Raw genomic sequence first — 18903 nt, 5'->3', positions numbered from 1 at the left:
GAGCGGTCCCAGGCGGTCCTAAGGAGTCCTGGCCACGCGTTCGACGGCGACCGGCTCGTCCGTGTCCGACCCGCCAGCGTCCAACTCGCCGGCGTCCAACTCAACGGCATCCTGTTCGAGGACTGCGGCTTCGGCTGGCAGAGCTGCGGGCACCATGAACCACGGCATCAACAGCTGGACCAGCGGCCCGATGGCGAGGGCGTAGACCACCGTGCCCACGCCCACGGAACCGCCCAGCAGCCAGCCGACTCCCAGCACCACCACTTCGATCAGGGTGCGCGAGACCCGCACGGACCAGCCGGTGCGCCGTGCCAGCCCGGTCATCAGGCCATCCCTGGCCCCCGGACCGAATCGTGCGCCGATGTAGCAGGCGGACGCGATGCCGTTTAGCAGCACGGCACCGGCAAGCATGCCGATCTGGCCGCCCAGATGCGAGAACGCAGGGATCAACGCGAGGCCGATGTCAGCGAAAACGCCCACCAGCACGGCGTTGCAGAGCGTGCCGAACCCTGGCCACTGCCGGAGCGGGATCCAGAGGAGCAGCACCAGGAAACTCACAATGATGACCACCACCCCGATGCTCAGTCCCGTCCGGCCGGAAACTCCCTGATGGAAAACATCCCACGGGTCCAGTCCAAGTCCGGCACGGATGAACATGGCCAGGGAGATGCCGTACATGGCGAGGCCGGTAAAGAGCTGGAGTAGTCTGCGAGTCAACATAACGACCACTCTGACAGCTAACTGGCATTGAATTACATAGCCAGTCTGAGATACTGGCATCATGTCCCCTTCGCTGAACCCGCCTGCGCTGGCCCGTCTCCTGGGTGAGTGGAACGTCGGCGTCGCTCCCGCCTACCGCGAGCTGGCCGACGTCGTCCGCCTCCTGGTCCTGGACGGCCGGGTGGCCCTGGACACGGCCCTGCCCAGCGAGCGGGCACTGTCTGGGGCGCTGGGCGTCAGCCGCACCACCGTGACAGCCGCCTACGGCCACCTCCGCGAGCAGGGTTTCCTCAGCAGCGGGCAGGGCAGCAGGGGCCGGACCCGGATTCCGCGCCTGACGGCGTTGGGTACCACGGTGCTCACGGACCCGGGCCTGACAACCGCGGGGCGGACGCCCGGAACAACGTCTCCCGGGCTCGCGGCGCCGGAGGGTCTGATTGACCTCGCCTACGCGTCGCTGCCCGCCAGCGGCGAGGTGGTGCACCGCGCGTTCGCGGCAGCCCTCACCGAACTTCCGGCACTGCTGCCGGGATTCGGCTACGACGCCATGGGTCTGCTCCCGCTGCGCGAGACGGTGGCGGCGCGTTATACGGCGGCCGGCGTGCCGACCACCGCCGAACAGATCCTGGTGACCTCGGGCGCGCAGCACGCCCTGAACATCATCATCCGCGCCGTGGCGGGCCGGCAGGACAGGGTGCTGGTGGAACACCCCAGCTATCCGAACGCCCTGGATGCCATCCGCGCGGCCGGCTGCCGGCCCCTCGCGGTGGCATTCACCACAGCCCAGGGCGACAGCACCAAAGAGGCCGACGGCGGTGCGCCCGCCCTGGTCTGGGACATGCACGCCCTGCAGGCCGCCCTGGTACAGCAGCGACCCAGGATGGCGTACGTGGTGCCGGACTTCCATAACCCCACCGGGCAGCTGATGCCTGACGTCCAGCGCCGCCAGCTGGTCCGGGCGGCCGCGGCGGCGGGGACAGTTCTGGTGGTGGACGAAACGCTCCGTGAGCTGAATCTCGACGGCGTCGAAACCAGTCCCGTGGCAGCATTCGGTCCCGCAGTGGTCACCATCGGCTCGCTCAGCAAATCCCACTGGGCCGGACTTCGGACAGGCTGGATCCGCGCCTCCGAAGCCATGATCCAGCGCTTTGCGGCGGCACGGACGTCCCTGGATCTGGGCGGACCGCTTATGGAACAGTTGGCGGCGGCCCACCTGGTCCGCGCCCTCGACGAGCCGCTTCCCGCCCGGCTCAGCGCCCTCCGGGACAACCGCGCTGCACTTCTGGAGCTCCTTGCCGGACACTTGCCGGACTGGGAAACGGCACGCCCGGCCGGCGGACTGTCCGTCTGGTGCAGGCTGCCAGCACCGGTCAGCACGGCGCTGACGATGATCGCTCCGGACTTTGGTATCCGGCTGGCCGCCGGGCCGCGGTTTGGCGTCGGCGGCGCGTTCGAACGCTACCTCCGGGTACCTTTCACCCTGCCGCCGGACCAGCTGGAGACCGCCGTTCTGGCCCTGCGCTCAGCCCAGGACCGGCTCGATGCCGCCCCGCAGCTCCGCCGGACCCTGAAGAACGCGCCGGCCCTGGCTATTGCGTGACGCGTGGGCTTTCGGGATCAGGTGCCGCTGGCACCGCGGCCTGCGGCCCGGCCCATCCGCTGCTTGGCCGTATTGGTCCCGGCCCCGACCGGGACATGAGCCGTCGCCTTGGCCAGCCCAAACTCCGGCATCCCGTTGTAGACAACCTCGATCCCGCCGGCCGGCACCTGGTACGTCTCATGCCAGACGCCGACGTCGCCGGTCCCGGAGAGTTCCTTCATGAATCGTCGCCACGGTTCCAGGTGCGGGGACTCGCGGTCCGCGGCGAACTTCCGCAGGTGCTCGGGGCTCTCCCAGTAGCTGAGCAGGATGGTGGTGCGTCCGAACCACTGCTCGCAGCCGAGCATTCCCGTCGCGGGGTCGGCGGCAAGGTGCTGGAGCATCCGCGGCATGGCGGCAGCCACCTTGCCGACGGTCCCGACCTTCCACCATCGGTTCGCCCGCATGCCGATCAGGAAGACCGTCACCGATTCGCGACCCGGGTCAGCGGTGTACCGGCCCGGAAATACCTTCTGCGCCATGGGAACTCCTTCGGTTCGCGGTTTCATAACCTTGTTTCATAACCTTGTTTCATAACACCGTTACGAAACAAGGTTATGAAACAATGAACTCCATGGCAAGACCCATAGTGCATAACGATTCCCTCAGGCAGGGCCTGCTGGCCGTCACGGCTGACCTGGTGGACCGTGACGGTCCTGCACGCGTGAATCTGCGGGATGTGGCAGCGGCCGCCGGCACGTCCACTACGGCCGTCTACTCGCTGTTCGGCGGAAAATCCCAGCTCCTGACGGCCGTCGTGGACGACGGGTTCCGGTCCTTCCGCGACTCACAGGTGGCTGCGGCCCCGGGCGGGCTTCGGGGACTCGGCGCGGCCTACCGGACCTGGGCGCTGGAGCATCGGGCGCTCTACCGGCTGATGTTCGGCGGCGCGCTGGCAGCCTACGTCGATTGCCAGCCAAGCCCCGATGCTGCCGCCGATGCCATGGAGCCCCTGATGGAAGCAGTGGCCTCCGCCCAGTCCGCGGGCGCCGTGCTGCAGGCACCCGTGGAAATGGTCGCCGTCGCAATCTGGGGCCAGGTCCACGGCCTCGTGAGCCTGGAACTGGCCCAGGTGGGCCCGCCGGACGCAGACTGGGCTGCCGCATACAACGCAGCCCTCGACGCCGTCGCCCGCGGCTGGGCGGCCTGACGCGACCAGACGCCGCTGCGTGCGCGCGCCCGTGCGGACTTTCCCGACGCGCCGATCCGCCCGCGACGCGCAAATTATCTGACGCAGGTGGATTTCCCGGTGCGCCAGACAATGTGCGAGTCGATATTCGGGTGCTGGGCTCAGGAGCCCTTACGCGTAGACCTTCCCGAGGAAGCCGCCCCAGGCCTCGGCGGTCGCTGAAGAGTCACCGCTGCCGCTGAAGTCGTGCACAGTCATACCCACCGGCGCGCCGAATGCGTTGCGGCCGAAGAACCGGTACATCGCATCCGACGTCCGCAGGCCCAGGAAGTGCTCGTTGGAGAAGTCCACTTCCCCGGACAGCCGCCCCACGCCGTCGAGCTCCAGCTCCACAGCGGAACCCTGCGCCGCAGAATCCACGCCGAGCGCCTTCTTCAGGCGGTCGAAACCGTCCGGGGTCTGCGACGCTGCCGGAGACTGGATGTCCGTAAACACGACCGGCTTGCCGTCGAAGTGCTGCAGGTATTGGCCCAGCGTGTGCAGGTAGAACGCCGTGTGCTTGCTGGCGCCGTCGTACTGCTCATCCCAGTTGTCGGCGAAAATCCCGCTGTGGACATAGTGCAGCCGGGCGCGGCCGCCGTCGAGCGGTTCCAGGATGTGCTCCAGCTGGTTGTACCAGCCATCCGGCCCGTCCATCCGGGATACGAGATGCGTGGGGTGCTCCTGCACGGTCTTGACGTCCGGCCACTGGTCCGTGGGGAACATCCACGCCGGCGTTCCACTTGTCACGGCTTCCCAGACACGCTCGGGCGTGCCGGGCAGTTCGGTGTCGTACACGATCTCAAATTCACGGTTGTCAGTCATTGTCCTGCTCCTTCGCTGAAAGGGGTTTGATGGGGGTTTTGAGAACGGGGTGAAGGGCGACGACGAGCCTGTGCTTCCGCCCGCCGCCCGCGGAAGTGCCACTTGGGTGAGTCCCGCTTGAGGAAGCGCCGCCCGCCGGGGTGCCGCCTGGGCCGGCGACCGCGCCGCCGTCGTGATACTTGTCCACCAGGCGGGTCACGGCGACGCCGAGTTCCTCGGCAAACGCGGCCCGGTCCGCGGCCGTCCGGAAGGTAATCTCGCCGTCGATCGCGAACGTTGCCAGCTTCTGCCGGGCAGCAGCCGCGCCGGCAATCAGCTTGCCCACTTCCTGGACCATCCGGCCCGCGAGCGCCAGCAGCCAGAAGGCCGAGAACCGGTCCGAAAACCGGTGCGGATCCGGCGCCACCGACGCCAGGGCCACCGGCGAAATCAGGTAGGAGGCCGCCGTCGCCTGGAGGACGCGCTCGGTGACGTTCCCCTTGCGCCGCTCCTCCACAAGTTGCACCAGCCCGTGCCGTTCTAGGGCTTTGAGGTGGTAGTTGACCTTCTGCCGCGGCAGGCCCACCTTGGCGGCAAGTTGCGTGGCCGACCCCGGCTCCGCGAGTTCCTGGAGGATGCGCGTCCGGATCGGGTCCAACGACGCTTCCGCCGCGGCCGGGTCCTCGATCACTTCGATGTCCAACATGCTTCCATCATGCCAACCGACAACTTTTATTGTCAAGAACTTTTTTTCCGTCGGTTGTCAGGGTCGCCGGGAACACTCCGATTCGATGGTTCCCTGCGCAGACGAACCATCGTCTGCGCAGGGAACCCCCAAAATGGGGGCGGGTAGAATGGACCGGTGATGCAATCCCCCCTCCCCGTGCGCGAAGGCGTCAACGCCACCCGCCTGCGCCTCCCGGACGAGGGGCCGTGGACCACCGCGATGGACTACATGATGCACCGGTGGGGCCACATCGATCCGCAGGGCATCGAGGACAGGTTCGACGCCGGCGAGATCGTGGGCGAGGGCGGCGTCGCCCTGGACAGAGCCACCAGGCTCGAGGACCACACCTTCATCTGGTACTACCGTTCATTGCCGCCGGAGACCCGTATCCCGGTGGAAATCAGCATCCTGCACCAGGACGACCACCTCCTCGTGGTGGACAAGCCGCACTTCCTGCCCACTACTCCCGGCGGCACCTACATCCAGGAATCGGCCCTGGTCCGGCTCCGGAACCAGCTCAGCCTGCCGGGCCTGATCCCCATGCACCGCCTGGACCGGATGACCGCCGGCGTGCTGCTGCTGTCCACCAACCCGGAAACCCGCGGAAATTACCAGGTGCTCTTCGAGAAGCGGCAGGTGCAGAAGGAATACGAGTGCGTGTCCGCCGCGGAGCCCGCCGCCGGACACCCCGCCGTCGACTTCCCCGTGGTGGTCCGGAACCGGATGACCAAATCCCGCAGCTACCTGCTGGCCGAAGTGATCGACGGCGAGCCGAACGCGGAGACCCGGATTGAACGGCTGGAAACGTTCGACGGCGGCACTTCAGCAGGTGCCGCCGGTACCCGCGCGCCTGGCACCCCTGCGGCTGGCACCAACCTCGTCGAAACCCACTCCGCCCGTCTGGCGCGCTACCGGCTGGAGCCGCACTCCGGAAAGACGCACCAGCTGAGGGTGCACATGGCCTCGCTGGGGCTGGGCATCGTGAATGACGCGTTTTATCCGGACCTGCTGGACAAGGCCCCGGACGACTACTCCAAGCCACTGCAGCTGCTGGCACGCGGCATCCGCTTTGTCGACCCCATCAGCAAAAAGCCCGTGGAATACCGCAGCAAGCTGAAACTCAGCGAGGCTGCTCAAACACCGCGCTGATCAAACACGGTCTTGAAGGCCTGCTCCATCTCGGGACTGAACAGCACAAACTCTGCCAACTCGAGCGCGCTGGCCGGTTGTGAGGCACCAAACCCTGTGACGGCGTCGTACGCGGCCTCCGCCACCTGGCGCACGTGCCAGCCGTAGACTCCCCCGCCCACCGCCGGGAATGCGATGGAAGCCGCGCCCAGCGAGTCCGCCAACCGCAGGCTTTCGCTGAAGCAGGAGACCAGCAGCGCCGGGTTGGTCTGCCCCGCGTGCCGGTTGGGCCCAACAGTGTGGATGACCCAGCGTGCCGGCAGCCGGAATCCAGGAGTGGCGACGGCGGCTCCGGGCGCCAGCCCGTGCGGCAGATCCGTTTCGCACAGTTCGCGGCAGGCGGCCAGCAGTTCCGGCCCGGCGGCCCGGTGGATGGCCCCGTCCACACCGCCACCGCCCAGCAAACTGGAGTTGGCCGCGTTCACGATCGCGTCAACCGTGCGGGTGGTGATATCGCCTTGGAGGATGATGATCCGCATGCCGCCAGTTTCCCACTTACGGGGTGCGGCTCATAGGCCCCGCATCACCGCAGCCGAGGCACGCAACCAGTTTCCTGAGCGGCTGAGTTGATGCCGGCAGGCCCCTTTTGAATGAAAACCGGCGCCATGCTGATTGACTTGACATGATGCGCCCCAGTGCCACGATGGTTATCTGGGGTATCGCGTGTTGTGTTTTCCAGCCGGCTGGAGGGCGAACTCGTTGTCCTGCCCTCAAGCAAGCTGAGCGAGCTTGTGTCGGCGTTCCATCCGCACTGATCAAGCATCTGCAGTGAGCGAGGAATCATCATGGATACCCTCATCGAAATCCCCGGAGACCGCACGGCGGCCAAGTTCGCCTACGCGGCCGCCGGCGTGGGCGTCGTAGGCGTGGCATCACTGGGCGCCATGTACGCCATCGAAGTGCCAAAGAACGGACCCTACGTCTTCGGCACCATCAACGATGCCACCGGCGGCGTCTTCCAGTTGGTGATCATCCCGGTGATCGTTCAGGTCCACCGGCGCCTGCGCCGCACACCCGGCTCCGAGGCCGCCAAATGGCTGGTGATCGCGGCCAGCGGCGCAGGTTCAGCAAGCTCGTTCCTCCTGGTCGCGAAGAAGCTCGATTTCACGGTGTCCACTGGCATCTCGGTGGGGGCAATGGTGGTCCAGGCCGGCTGGTTCCTGCTGGCCCACCGGGCACTGCTCAAGAGGGGCAGCTATCCCCGGGAACTTGCGAAGCTGGGACAGTTCATTGGCGGCGCATTGGTGGTGGCGTTGCCCCTGGCGGCGCTGACCGCGGTGGAACAGGCGCCGGCCTGGATCCGCTGGGGCATCGGCGGGGCGGGACTGGCCTTTGGCGCCACAGCGTGGGTCGCCTGGCCGTACTGGTATTTCCTCGCGGCCCGGCACCTCAGCCACGCCCCCAGGGAAGTTCCCGGCGGAGCCCCGGGTCCACGCCGTCGGAACATCGGCACCGGGTACTGAGGCACCCGCTGAACCCAGCGCCCGGCAAGTCCGTGCCGTCGCCCGGCTCAGGCCGTACTGCCGCTCAAAGTGCGGTACTTTGTGGCCATGGACTTTGGCAACGCCGACAGCTGGGGGGCGGCGATCTACTTCTGGATCATCCCCGTGGTCCTCGGCGATGCCATCTTCCCGCCCATCCCCTCAGAGATGGTGGTGATCACCGGCGGCGCCCTCTCGGCCGACGGCCGGGCCAACGTCTTCCTGGTGGGGGCACTGTCCGCGGTGGCGTCCTGGGTAGGCGATATGGTGGTGTTCCAGCTCTTCAAGCGCCGGCTCAGCCATGTCCTGGACCGCTGGCGCTGGGGCCGGAAAGTCCACCACGGCATCCATGCGGCCATCGCCAAGGCCGGCCGCTCCTCCACCTACGGAACCATCATCGGCGCCCGCTTCATCCCCGGCGGGCGGCTGGCGACGTCGGCGGCTTCGGGCATCGCCGACGTTTCGGCGCGGGGTTTCAGCCTGTGCGCCGGCCTCGGCGCCGTCCTCTGGGCCAGCTGGCTGGTGGGCCTGGGCTACTTCACGGGATCGGCAACCAACCTGCCGTTCTGGGCGAGTTCGCTGATCGGCGTGTTGCTGGGCCTGGTGATCGGGGCCGCCGTCGGCGTCATTGTCACCCGCCGGCGCGGCACCCGCTCACCCGTGGACGAGCCTGCCCCCGGCGAGTGAGCATGCGGCCGGTGATTGAGCCTGTCGAAATCAGGTCTCGACAAGCTCGACCACCAGTTCAAACGGGCGCCCAGCGGCCGCGGTTGCGGCGGAGCACCGTCAGTGAGCCGGTGAGCGCAACGCGTTCGACGGCGTCGCGCATCATCGCTGCCGATTCGCGCGCCTGCTGGATCTCACCGCTGTATTCGGTCGCCTCCACAAGGAAACGGAGGTTCAGTTGGGGGACGCCGGCGGCAAGTTCGATCTGGTTAGATTCCACATGGTGACGGGTCTCCAATGCCTCGACCGCGGCGGCCATCACGGCTTCCGGCGGATTGCCAGGCTTCAGTCCGGTGATTTTCAGGCGGGTCTGGAACGAAGGCATGCGTCAACCCTAATACGGGGGTGTTCCTGGTCCCTTCCCTGTGGCGGGACAGCGGGACAGCGCCAGCGGCAGGCAAAGAACCTCAAACAGCTGCCGAGGTCCGTCAGGAACCGCACCACCATGGTTTTCCGAGCGGGACAGGACTACAATTTGGCCGCGGTCTCATAGTCACACCTGACAATCATCAAGAAAGAAGACTGAACATGAGACGGACCACAATGCGAGTGATTGCGGCGGTATCGGCAGGCATGTTGGCATCAATGTTAGGGATCGGCGTCGCTTCCGCCGACGGCCGGAGTGACCTGGCCGAAGTGCGACAGGCCACAACCCAATATCACGACGTTAGTGCGGCCATTGCCGCGGGCTACCAGCCCGTGGGTGAATGCGTTCCAGGCATGGGCTTTCACTACGTCAACTTCAGTCAGTTCGGTCAGATGGATCCATTGGTCCCGGACGCACTGACCTATGCAGCGAACAAAACGGGCCAGCTCAGACTGGTCGCAGCGGAGTGGTTTATGGTCGACGCCGACCAGGACCTGGCGACCGACACAGACCGGCCGAGCATGTTCGGCAAGGCATTCGACGGACCAATGCTCGGGCACGCTCCCGGCATGCCGATCCACTACGACCTCCATGCATACCTGTGGCAAGGTAATCCGGACGGCGTCCTGGCAACCTACAACCCGAATGTTCACTGCCCCGAACCGTAAGAGCGATCCTTTCGGCGAGGTCAGCGGGCCGCTGGCTGTGCAACATGGGTCCTACCCCGTGTTGCGCAGGCCGGCCGCCACCCCGTTGACGGTGATCAGCATGGCCCGCTGGAGCCGTTCGTCGATCTCGGCGCCGCTGATGCTCCCGCCTTCGGCGTTCTGGGCAGCCCGCACGCGGCGAAGCAACTCCACCTGCAGGTAACTGATGGGGTCCAGGTACTGGTCCCGGATCTCCAGCGACCGCTTGAGCGTCGGCTGCGCGTCCAGGAGCACGTTCTCGCCGGTCAGGTTCTGGATCTCGGTGACCGTGAGTTCGTACTCTTCACGGATGACCCGGAAAATGTGGTGCAGGTCCTCGGGAACCAGGGTGGCCACGTAGTACCCGGCGATGTCCATGTCCGTCTTGGCCAGCGTCATCTCCACGTTGGAAACAACGGACCGGAAGAAGTGCCAGTTCTCCATCATCTCCACGAGCTGCGCGGAGTTTCCGGCCTCGCGGGCAGCCTTCAGGCCCGAGCCCACACCGAACCAGCCCGGGACGATCTGCCGGGACTGGGTCCAGCCGAACACCCAGGGGATGGCACGCAGGCCGCCAAGCCCCGCCCCGGAATCCGGGCGTTTGGACGGGCGGGAGCCGATGTTCAGGGAGCCCAGCTGCTCCACCGGAGTGGAGGCCAGGAAGTACGCGGGCAGGTCAGGATGGTCGATCAGGTTCCGGTACCGGTCGAAGGCGCCGTCGGAGATGATTTCCATGACGTGCCCGTACCGTTCGCGCTGGTCGTCCGACGTGCGCGGATCCCGGTGCAGGGCCGAGCCCTGGAGCACTGCCGCGAGGGACAGCTCCAGGTTTTCCCGGGCCAACTCCGGCAGCGAGTATTTGTCCGAGATGACCTCGCCCTGTTCGGTGAACTTGATCTCGCCTTCCAGCACGCCGTTGGGCTGGGCCATGATGGCGTCGTAGGTGGGTCCGCCGCCGCGGCCCACGGAACCGCCGCGGCCGTGGAACAACCGGACACGGACGCCATGCTTGGCCGCAACGTCGCGCAGGTTGCGCTGGGTCTTGTGGATCTCCCACTGGCTGGTCATCACGCCGGATTCCTTGTTGGAGTCCGAGTAGCCCAGCATGATTTCCTGGACGTCGCCGCGCAGCCGGACCAGGTCGCGGTAGGACGGAACGGACAGCAGCTGGTCCACGATCTCCGCCGAGGCACGCAGCTCCTCCACGGTCTCCAGAAGCGGCGCGAACCCGAGCTTGGCGTAGGGGGCTTCGCCGAACAGGTTGATCAGGCCTGCCTCGCGGGCCAGCACGGCCGCGGCCAGGACGTCGTCCGCGCCGCGGGTCATGGAAATGATGTAGGTCTCGATGACGTCCGGACCGTACGTGCGCAGGGCACGGCGGATCTCACGGAAGACGTCGTACGTGCCGTCAGCGACGCCGTCGAGCTTAATCGGGTGGCCGGACAGCGGCCGGCGTGAGGCGAGCTCCGAGCCGAGGACCTCGAAGCGTTCCTCACGGCTCAGTTCGGCATAGCGGATGCCGGGGCCGCCCAGCCGGTCCATCAGCTGGCCAACCGCGTCGTGGTGGTGGTCGGCATGCTCGCGGATGTCCAGGGTGGCCAGGTGCAGGCCGAAGGACGCGACGGCGCGGCGGACACGGGCCAGTGCGCCGTCGGCAGCGAGCGACGCCGAGTGGTTGCGGAGGGACAGCTCCAGCAGTTCGAGGTCGTTGAGGAGCTCCTCGGTGGAACTGTAGTCACGGCCGTGCTCGTGCGTGGAGTCCGCGGCAACCCGCTTGCCCGTGTTGATGAGCTTGGCTTTGATGCAGGTGAGCTTGAGGCGGTAGGGCTCCTGGGCGTTGAGTTCCAGGACGCGCCGGTCCAGGCCCGGCAGCTTCTTCAGGTCCGCGTCGATGGAGTCCAGCAGGGTCTGGTCCGCGCCGGACAAGGCAGTGGAGTTGGACAGGATGGAGATCAGCTCGTCCATCATCGCGATGCTGATGCGAACGGCGTGCTGGTTCTGGATCTGCAGGATTTCCCGGGTGACCGCCGCCGTGACGTTGGGATTGCCGTCCCGGTCGCCGCCGATCCAGGACCCAAACCGGATGGGTGCGTCCTGGGACGACAGGCTGACCCCGTGCTCACCGAGCAGTTCCGAGAAATCCGAGAGCATCTCGGGCATGGCGTCGGTCAGGATGCCGCCGAGGTAATAGATCGCGTTGCGGGCCTCGTCCACCGGGGTGGGGCGGACCTGGCGCAGTTCGTCGGTCTGCCACATCTGGTCGATGACCTCCGAAAGCTGGCGGTCCTGCCGGCGGCGCGCGGAGGTGCCTTCCTTCGTGGGCTCGGCCAGGACATCAGAGAGCTTGCGGATCTTGTCCAGCACGGAACGGCGCGAAGCCTCGGTGGGGTGGGCCGTGAAGATGGGGCGGACGTCCAGCCCGTTGACCACTTCCTGCAGGACTTCGGGCCCCGCCTTGGCGGCGATTTCGGTGACGGCCTTGGCCAGCCACCCGTCCTTCTCCTGCCGGGTCCGCAGGCCGCGGACCCGATGGACCTGCTCGGCCGCGTTGGCAAGGTGGAAGTAGAACGCGAACGCACGCACCAGGTCTGTGGCCTGCTCGATCGGCAGGGAGCCGAGCAGTTCGCGGACCTGTTCGACGACGTCGTGGGCACTCCATGGGCCGGTGGCATCGGCACCGCCTCGGGCGGCTTCCTTGGACTCCTTGGTAAGGAGGCGGACCTGCTCCACCAGAGCAAGGAGTTCGGGGCCGTGCTGGCGGACCAGGGATTCACCCAGCAGCGTGGAGACGCGCCGGACGTCGGCCCTCAGTTCAGAGGCGAGGTCGGTTGCGGAGTTCATTGCAGTGTTAGCCATGGAAACTGTCTTTCGAGGGTTCGGACTTGGCTCGTACACTGCGCTGGATACTGTGAGCCACGTTACTAGCTATCGATGCTACCTGCACGGGATGGCGAAGGCGGAATCCGTCTCAGATATTGCGCAGGTCTCCGCCCCTGCCGCGCCGGACTTCAGCGGACGATCTTGAAATTGAAATCCGGAGTCCCCAGCACCGACCAGAGGCGCAGCCACACCGGGAGCATCATCTCCGCTCCCCGGGCGGTGGTGATGTCTCCGAGGTCAATAATATCGCGGTGGCCCAGCTCCTGGAGGAGCGCCGTCACGGTGTTCTTGGCACCGGCGTCGTCGCCGGAGACAAACACCGAGTGGTCCCCGCCGCCCAGCCGTCCGGGGTCAACCATCAGCCCTGCGTTCATGGTGTTCAGGGTTTTGACCACCCGCGCCTCCGGGAAGGCGTGCTGGATCCGTTCGGCGTTGCTGTCCGTGTTGACCGGGTTCAGCACCGGGGGCATGCCCTGGGAGAAGTCGAGCGGGTTGGAAACGTCCACCACCACTTTCCCCGACAGGTTGGCCGAACGCGCGGCACTGAGGGCACTGAGTGCGCCCGCTCCGTTTGTTGCATTGACTATTAGTTCAGCCGCGGCTGCTGCCTCCGCGAATGTTTCCAAGGCTATGTGCTGGTTCGCTGCGTGCCATTCGCTGAAGGGCGGGGTGCCCATGGCATCCGGCGCGCTGCGGGCGAGAGTCTCCCCCGGGTCGCGGGTGCCCAGCACCACGTCGTGTCCCAGCGCGGACAGCGCGCCTGCGAGGGTCCGGCCTGCGAAACCCGTGCCCAGGACCGCGATTTTCATGGTTCCTCCAAGGTCAGCCGTGGGAGTCCGGAAACGAGGTTCCGTCGCCTCCGACGTTACTCTCCGCCGCCGGCAAGACAAGGGCCGCGGCAGCAACGCGGCGCGAGGTCCGTGGCTCCGCGGCGGACCGTGGTGGAATGGACAGCGTCCGCGCCGGGTTGTAAACCCTGACGTCGTAGGCGGGGAATCAGAACCCCTTTTGGAGGAACCATGGACACCACCGCAACCGCGCAGCTGGAACGCTGGCAGCGTTTCCGCACGAACCGGAACAAGGCCCTCGCCACCCGTCACGGCTGGCTGACGCTCACCTCCTTCCAGTGGCTGGAATCCCGGCCCGCCGGCGTCGAACTCGCCCCCGGCCTCTGGTCAACGGACGGCACGACGGCGACACTCACCGCTGCGGCGCACGACGGCCTGACGCTGGTGGAAACCGGCGAGCCCGTTGACGGGACCATTACCGCCTCCCTCGCCAACGAGGAATCCCTGATGTGGGTGCAGTTCGGCGGCGCGGACGGGCAGCAGGTAGTGGTGGAACTCGCCATGCGCGCAGACCGGTACGCCATCCGAACCCGCGATTCCGGCTCGCCGGTGCTGACGGAGTTCGACGGCGTTCCCACCTTCGACTACAACCCGGACCTCGTGATTGAAGCAGCCTACGAGGCGTACCCGGAACCGGTGGCCGTCCCGATCGGAACGGCCAATCCGCTGGTGGACGGCGTCCATTATTCGGTGGGCGAACTGGTTTTCCGGCTGCCGGGGGTCGACCATGAGTACCGGCTGCACGCCGAGGAGGAAAAACTGGGCGCGCTGACCATCACGTTCCATGACGGGACCAACGGCGAATCAACGGATGAGTGGCGGAAGGTATCCACGCCCCGGCCACGCATTGACGCGGCCGGAAAGGCCACGGTGGTCCTGGACTTCAACCGCGCCATCAACTACCCCAGCGCCTTCACCCCGTTCGGCACCTGCCCCATGCCCGTGAAGAACAACAGCCTCGATGCGAGAATCGAGGCCGGCGAAAAGCAGCCTCTCCTCGCTGATTGAGGGCGAACTGGCAGGTAATACCCGCAAAGTCGCGTTTTGAGGGTATTACCTGCCAGTTCGCGCTGCCTGCGGGGCCGGGGTCAGACGATCGCTGAGACGCCGGTGACCGCCCGGCCCACAATGAGCGTGTTGATTTCGAACGAGCCCTCGTAGGTGTAGATGGCCTCGGCGTCGGCGAAGATTTTGGCCATCCGGTAGTCGGTCACGATGCCGTTGCCGCCCAGGAGGGACCGGCCCAGCGCCACTGTCTCGCGCATCCGTGCGCTGGTGTAGGACTTGGCGAGGGCCACCTGCGGCATGTCCGCCACGCCGTCGTCCTGCAGCTGGGCAATACGCGCCATTATGGCCATGCTGGCTACGGCGTTGCCCAGCATGGTGACCAGCTGCTGCTGGATGAGCTGGAATTTCGCCAGCGGCCGGCCGAACTGGTGGCGTTCGACGGCGTACTGCCGGGCGACGTCGAACGCCGCCAGCTGCTGCCCCACCGCCTGCCACCCCACCATGATCCGCGAACCGCGCAGGAGCTGGTTGGTGTCCTCGAAACTGCTGATGCCGGCGAACCGGTCGGCCTCGGCGACCTGGACATCCTTAAGCACAATGTCCGCGTTCTGCACGGTCCGGAGCGCAATCTTGTTCTCGATCCGGCTCCGGCTCACACCCGGCAAGGAAGCATCAACGATGAACCCTCGGACCGCGCCCTGCCCGTTGGCAGCCACGGCCTCGTCCCTGGCCCACACGAGCATGTAGTCGCAGAACGTCCCGTTCCCGATCCAGCGCTTGGCGCCGTTGAGCATCCACGCGTCGCCGTCGTCGTCGGGCTCTCCCGTGGCGCTGGAGATGCGCCGGGCACTCGTTTCCATCCCGCCGGCAACATCGGAACCGTGGCCCGGTTCGGTGAGCGCGAAGGCGCCCGTGATGCGCAGGCTTGAGGCGTCCGCCAGCAGCCGCTCTTTCTGGCCGGCCGAACCGAAACCGTAGAGCGACTCCACAAAAAGGTCGTGGTGGACCAGGAAAAATGTTGCGATCGAGGTATCCACGCGCGTCATCTCTGCGATGACCAGTCCGGCGAACAGGTTGCTGTAGCCGCGCTGCGCCGGTGTGCTCAGCTCCAGCGCGGCGAGCTTGGGCAGGATCTGCGCCGGGAACTCCGCTTTGTTCCACCAGTCCGACGCGTAGGGGGCGATCTCCGTGGCCAGAAACTCCCGCAGCTCGGCCAGTTTGGCTCGCTCGTTCGAGCTGAGGAGCGACTCGAACGCGAAAAAATCGGCGGTGGGCAACTCGTCGATCGCCGGCTCGGTGGCGGAGGGCGCCGTGGTGGAGGGCTCGGACGTGCCCGGCAGGCTCATTTCGGCCCCATTCGGATGGCACCGTCGAGCCGGATGGTTTCGCCGTTGATCATCGCATTTTCCACAATGTGGGCCACCAGCCCGGCGTATTCGGCGGGCCGCCCAAGGCGCGACGGATGCGGGACCTGCCGGCCCAGCGAATCCTGCGCGTCCTGCGGGAGCGTTGCCATCATGGGTGTTTCGAAGATGCCCGGGGCGATGGTCACCACCCGCACCAGGGAGCGGGCCAGCTCACGGGCCAGCGGCAGCGTCATGGCGGCGACGGCGCCCTTGGAAGCGGCGTAGGCGGGCTGGCCGATCTGCCCGTCGAAAGCTGCCACGGAGGCGGTGTTGATGATGACGCCGCGCTCGGGGCCGCCGAGCTCAGTACTGATCGGTTCGGTGGAAACCATGGCCGCGGCGGCCAGGCGCAGCACGTTGAACGTCCCAATGAGGTTGACCTGGATGACGCGGTTGAACGTGTCCAGCGGAAGGACGCCGTCCCTGCCCAGGACCTTGCCCGGCGTGGCGACGCCGGCACAGTTCACAACAATGCGCAGGGGTCCCAGCGACACGGCAGTGTCGACGGCGGCCTGCACCTCAGCCTCGTTGGTGACGTCCGCGGGGACAAAGGCCGCTTGTGCCCCCGAACCGCCGGCGGCGTTCAGCGCTGCCACGTTCAGCGCTGAGGCGTTGAGCTCGGCGGCGTAGGCTGCACCGGCAGAGGACGGCAGGTCGATCAGCACCACCGAGGCGCCAGCGTCGAACAGGCGCTTCGCTGTGGCAGCGCCCAGCCCGGAAGCCCCACCCGTAATCAGCGCAACAGTACCCAAGACGTCCATACATCCTCCTTGATGCGGCCCCAACACCATAAGACCGGCGCGGAACATTAGTTAGTGCATGTTAACTGAAAATCCTGTGGGCCGCACCCACTAGGCTGAACGGATGACCATGCCGGATGCCGAACCTGCCCCCTGGCAGGACCGGGCCAACGTGGCGGCCCGCTCCGTCACCGGACTCTTCGGCCGGCGGCTGCTGTTCCTGCCGGGAACCCACCTGGCCGCCGTGCAATGGCCGTCAAAACACCTGAAGAACCTCCTCCACCCCTGGCACTACTGGTGGCAGGCGCACTACGTGGACTGCCTGGTGGATGCCGGGCGCCGCGAACTGGGCAACGGAGCCACCCCCGCGGCAAGGTTCAACGGCCCACACCACCCCAGCGCCGGCCGGCTCGCGTCCTGGCTGGTCACGGGCATCCGGCTGCGCAACGCCTTCACCTTCGTCAACAACTACTACGACGACATGGCCTGGCTGGCACTGGCGACGCACCGTCTGCAAAGCCTGGCCGAGGAGACGCGGCAGCCCGGTCGCCGCCGGAACGCCAGGGTCCGCAAGACGCTGACCCTGCAGTTCGATTCCGCCTCGACCGATGACCTGGGCGGCGGGACCTTTTGGAGCAAAACGCGCGACTTCAAGAACACTCCGGCCACCGCCCCCGTGGCGCTCTACTACGCCCGGACAGGCCAGCGAGCCAAGGCGCAGCGGTTGGTGGACTGGCTCAATGCCGTGCTGTTTGATGAGGCCCGGGGCCTCTATGTTGACGGGGCGCGGCTCAGCCCGGCTGGGGAAGTGCTGGTGGAGAAAACCCTCTACACCTACAACCAAGGCCCCGTACTGGGAGCCTTGCTGGAGCTCGGCGGCGACGCCAACCTCGCCAGGGCCGCGGCACTGGTGGACGCGGTCGCAAAGCGGCTCACCGTACCGGGGCAGCGCATCCTCCGCTGCGATGGAACGGGCGACGGCGGACTCTTCACCGGGATTCTCTGCCGGTACCTGGCACTCGCGGCCGTTGATGCCCGGCTCCCGGAGTCCGCCCGGAACACCGCGAAGGAGCTCGTGACAGCTACTGCCGAAGCCTTCTGGGCGGGCCGCCGGCCGGCCGGCCGAGCGGTATCAGCCACGGCTGGGAGCGTCCTGTTCTCCATCCACGCGGCACAACCGGCGGACACAACCTATCCGCCAGGTGCCGTCGTCGAACTTTCCACCCAGCTGCAGGCCTGGATGGCGCTCGAGGCCGCGGCGGCCATCCGCAAAAGCGATGAATGAATTAGGGCACGCAACAGTTCCGTAATGCATGTGATCCTGATCACTTAAGGGCCTTGCCGCTTGGTGTCTTAGGTTTGGCTAACCTACAGTTTCTCGGGTGAGCCACCCCTTATCCCCAGCTCACCAGGACCGTCGGTCCACACACTTTTCCCCAGAAAGTAGCACTCAATGAAGATCCGCAACAGCGCTCTGGCCGGCATCGCACTCGCCGCCACCGCAGCCTTGGGACTGACCGCCTGCGGCGGCACCACCCCGGCAGCCACCGGTTCCGCCTCTGCAGACGCCAAGGTGTCCGGCGAGATCACGGTCTACAACGCACAGCACGAATCCATGACCAAGGCCTGGGTGGAAGAGTTCACCAAGGAGACCGGCGTCAAGGTGATCCTGCGCCAGGGCAAGGACACCGAGATGTCCAACCAGATCATCCAGGAGGGCGACAAGTCCCCGGCTGACGTCTTCATCACCGAGAACTCCCCCGCCATGACCCAGGTGGAAAACGCAGGCCTGTTCGCCGATCTCACTGATGAGGTCAAGAAGCAGGTTCCGGCCGAGTACCGCCCGTCCACCAACAAGTGGACCGGCGTCGCAGCCCGCTCCACCGTGTTCGTGTACAACAAGGAAAAGCTCACCGAAGATAAGCTGCCGAAGTCCCTCTCTGACCTGGCCGGTCCGGAGTGGAAGGGCCGCTGGGGCGCATCGCCGTCCGGCGCCGACTTCCAGGCGATCGTATCCGCCTACCTTGAACTCAAGGGCGAGGCCGAAACCGAGAAGTGGCTCACGGCCATGAAGGAAAACTTCAAGGGCTACCAGGGCAACGGCGCGGTCATGAAGGCTGTCAACGCCGGTGAAATCGAAGGTGGCGTTATTTACCACTACTACTACTTCGGTGACCAGGCCAAGACCGGCGAGAACTCCAAGAACGTGGCCAGCCACTACTTCAAGAACCAGGATCCGGGCGCGTTTGTCTCCGTATCCGGCGGTGGCGTGCTGAAGTCCTCCAAGAACAAGGCCGCTGCCGACGCGTTCCTCGCCTTCATCACGGGCAAGAAGGGCCAGGAGCAGCTGCAGACGGGCAAGGACTTCGAGTACACCGTGGGCGCCGGCGTGGCATCCAACGACAAGTTGGTGCCGCTGGCCGAGCTGCAGGCACCGACAGTTGACTCCTCCAAGCTGAACTCCAAGAAGGTCACGGAGCTGATGACCAAGGCCGGTCTGCTCTAGCTTTTGGTT

At 66.4% G+C, this 18903-nt stretch carries 19 protein-coding genes; 9 read left to right on the top strand and 10 right to left on the bottom strand.

The window, feature by feature from the left end:
• Positions 1–18: 18 nt before the first annotated feature.
• Complete coding sequence (locus CXR02_RS15090) at positions 19–720, bottom strand: YitT family protein (protein ID WP_258060994.1); 702 nt, start codon at positions 718–720, stop codon at positions 19–21.
• 61 nt (positions 721–781) lie between these two features.
• On the opposite strand from CXR02_RS15090, the gene CXR02_RS15085 reads away from it, so the two are divergent.
• Complete coding sequence (locus CXR02_RS15085) at positions 782–2320, top strand: PLP-dependent aminotransferase family protein (protein ID WP_104062724.1); 1539 nt, start codon at positions 782–784, stop codon at positions 2318–2320.
• 17 nt (positions 2321–2337) lie between these two features.
• On the opposite strand, the gene CXR02_RS15080 is transcribed toward CXR02_RS15085, so the two are convergent.
• On the bottom strand, positions 2338–2841 hold the full coding sequence (locus CXR02_RS15080) for a DUF4188 domain-containing protein (RefSeq protein ID WP_104062723.1): 504 nt from the start codon (positions 2839–2841) through the stop codon (positions 2338–2340).
• Between the two features lie 92 nt (positions 2842–2933).
• On the opposite strand from CXR02_RS15080, the gene CXR02_RS15075 reads away from it, so the two are divergent.
• Complete coding sequence (locus tag CXR02_RS15075; RefSeq protein ID WP_258060993.1) at positions 2934–3509, top strand: TetR-like C-terminal domain-containing protein; 576 nt, start codon at positions 2934–2936, stop codon at positions 3507–3509.
• 150 nt (positions 3510–3659) lie between these two features.
• Here the strand turns inward: CXR02_RS15075 and CXR02_RS15070 are convergent, their stop codons facing one another.
• Positions 3660–4352 carry an SRPBCC domain-containing protein gene (locus CXR02_RS15070; protein WP_104062721.1) on the bottom strand — a complete coding sequence of 231 codons (693 nt, stop codon included), beginning with the start codon at positions 4350–4352 and terminating at the stop codon, positions 3660–3662.
• Positions 4345–5037, bottom strand: coding sequence for a helix-turn-helix domain-containing protein (locus tag CXR02_RS15065; RefSeq protein ID WP_104062720.1), 693 nt, complete (start codon positions 5035–5037; stop codon positions 4345–4347). The genes CXR02_RS15070 and CXR02_RS15065 overlap by 8 nt, the downstream gene beginning before the upstream one ends.
• Positions 5038–5196: 159 nt before the next feature.
• On the opposite strand from CXR02_RS15065, the gene CXR02_RS15060 reads away from it, so the two are divergent.
• A complete protein-coding gene (locus tag CXR02_RS15060) occupies positions 5197–6207 on the top strand; it encodes an RluA family pseudouridine synthase (protein ID WP_104062719.1) in 1011 nt (336 codons plus the stop codon).
• On the opposite strand, the gene CXR02_RS15055 is transcribed toward CXR02_RS15060, so the two are convergent.
• Positions 6192–6725: an O-acetyl-ADP-ribose deacetylase gene (locus tag CXR02_RS15055; protein WP_104062718.1), complete on the bottom strand. Its 534-nt coding sequence runs from the start codon at positions 6723–6725 to the stop codon at positions 6192–6194. The two genes, CXR02_RS15060 and CXR02_RS15055, sit on opposite strands and share 16 nt — an antisense overlap.
• A gap of 306 nt (positions 6726–7031) precedes the next feature.
• On the opposite strand from CXR02_RS15055, the gene CXR02_RS15050 reads away from it, so the two are divergent.
• Together CXR02_RS15050 and CXR02_RS15045 are read left to right on the top strand one after the other, a co-directional pair.
• A complete protein-coding gene (locus CXR02_RS15050) occupies positions 7032–7709 on the top strand; it encodes a hypothetical protein (RefSeq protein ID WP_056349525.1) in 678 nt (225 codons plus the stop codon).
• 87 nt (positions 7710–7796) lie between these two features.
• Positions 7797–8414, top strand: coding sequence for a DedA family protein (locus CXR02_RS15045; protein WP_104062755.1), 618 nt, complete (start codon positions 7797–7799; stop codon positions 8412–8414).
• Positions 8415–8472: 58 nt separating this feature from the next.
• Here the strand turns inward: CXR02_RS15045 and CXR02_RS15040 are convergent, their stop codons facing one another.
• Positions 8473–8778 (bottom strand): hypothetical protein, encoded by a 306-nt coding sequence (locus CXR02_RS15040; protein WP_104062717.1) that lies wholly within the window; start codon positions 8776–8778, stop codon positions 8473–8475.
• Positions 8779–8981: 203 nt separating this feature from the next.
• Here CXR02_RS15040 and CXR02_RS15035 point away from each other — a divergent pair, with 203 nt between their 5' ends.
• A complete protein-coding gene (locus CXR02_RS15035; RefSeq protein ID WP_146072556.1) occupies positions 8982–9488 on the top strand; it encodes a hypothetical protein in 507 nt (168 codons plus the stop codon).
• A 51-nt stretch (positions 9489–9539) separates the two neighbouring features.
• Here CXR02_RS15035 and ppc read toward each other — a convergent pair whose 3' ends face one another.
• A complete protein-coding gene (gene ppc, locus CXR02_RS15030; protein WP_104062715.1) occupies positions 9540–12362 on the bottom strand; it encodes a phosphoenolpyruvate carboxylase in 2823 nt (940 codons plus the stop codon).
• A 152-nt stretch (positions 12363–12514) separates the two neighbouring features.
• Positions 12515–13195 carry an NADPH-dependent F420 reductase gene (locus tag CXR02_RS15025; RefSeq protein ID WP_104062714.1) on the bottom strand — a complete coding sequence of 227 codons (681 nt, stop codon included), beginning with the start codon at positions 13193–13195 and terminating at the stop codon, positions 12515–12517.
• A 210-nt stretch (positions 13196–13405) separates the two neighbouring features.
• Between CXR02_RS15025 and CXR02_RS15020 the strand changes: the two genes are divergently transcribed.
• On the top strand, positions 13406–14242 hold the full coding sequence (locus tag CXR02_RS15020) for a DUF1684 domain-containing protein (RefSeq protein WP_104062713.1): 837 nt from the start codon (positions 13406–13408) through the stop codon (positions 14240–14242).
• Between the two features lie 80 nt (positions 14243–14322).
• Here CXR02_RS15020 and CXR02_RS15015 read toward each other — a convergent pair whose 3' ends face one another.
• The gene (locus CXR02_RS15015; protein ID WP_104062712.1) at positions 14323–15588 is read right to left on the bottom strand and encodes an acyl-CoA dehydrogenase family protein; all 1266 of its coding nucleotides are present in this window, start codon (positions 15586–15588) and stop codon (positions 14323–14325) included.
• Positions 15585–16409, bottom strand: a complete 825-nt coding sequence (locus CXR02_RS15010; protein WP_104062711.1) for an SDR family NAD(P)-dependent oxidoreductase — start codon at positions 16407–16409, stop codon at positions 15585–15587. The genes CXR02_RS15015 and CXR02_RS15010 overlap by 4 nt, the downstream gene beginning before the upstream one ends.
• 103 nt (positions 16410–16512) lie before the next feature.
• On the opposite strand from CXR02_RS15010, the gene CXR02_RS15005 reads away from it, so the two are divergent.
• Positions 16513–17673 carry a glycoside hydrolase family 76 protein gene (locus CXR02_RS15005; protein ID WP_104062710.1) on the top strand — a complete coding sequence of 387 codons (1161 nt, stop codon included), beginning with the start codon at positions 16513–16515 and terminating at the stop codon, positions 17671–17673.
• A gap of 168 nt (positions 17674–17841) precedes the next feature.
• Entirely contained in the window at positions 17842–18894 is a 1053-nt protein-coding gene (locus CXR02_RS15000) for an iron ABC transporter substrate-binding protein (RefSeq protein ID WP_104062709.1), read from the top strand.
• Positions 18895–18903: the final 9 nt, after the last annotated feature.

The organism is Arthrobacter sp. 4R501 (assembly GCF_002929755.1).
Taxonomy (GTDB): Bacteria; Actinomycetota; Actinomycetes; order Actinomycetales; family Micrococcaceae; genus Arthrobacter.
The sequence above is the reverse complement of the archived record's forward strand: the minus strand, read 5'-3'. Positions and strand labels throughout refer to the sequence as shown.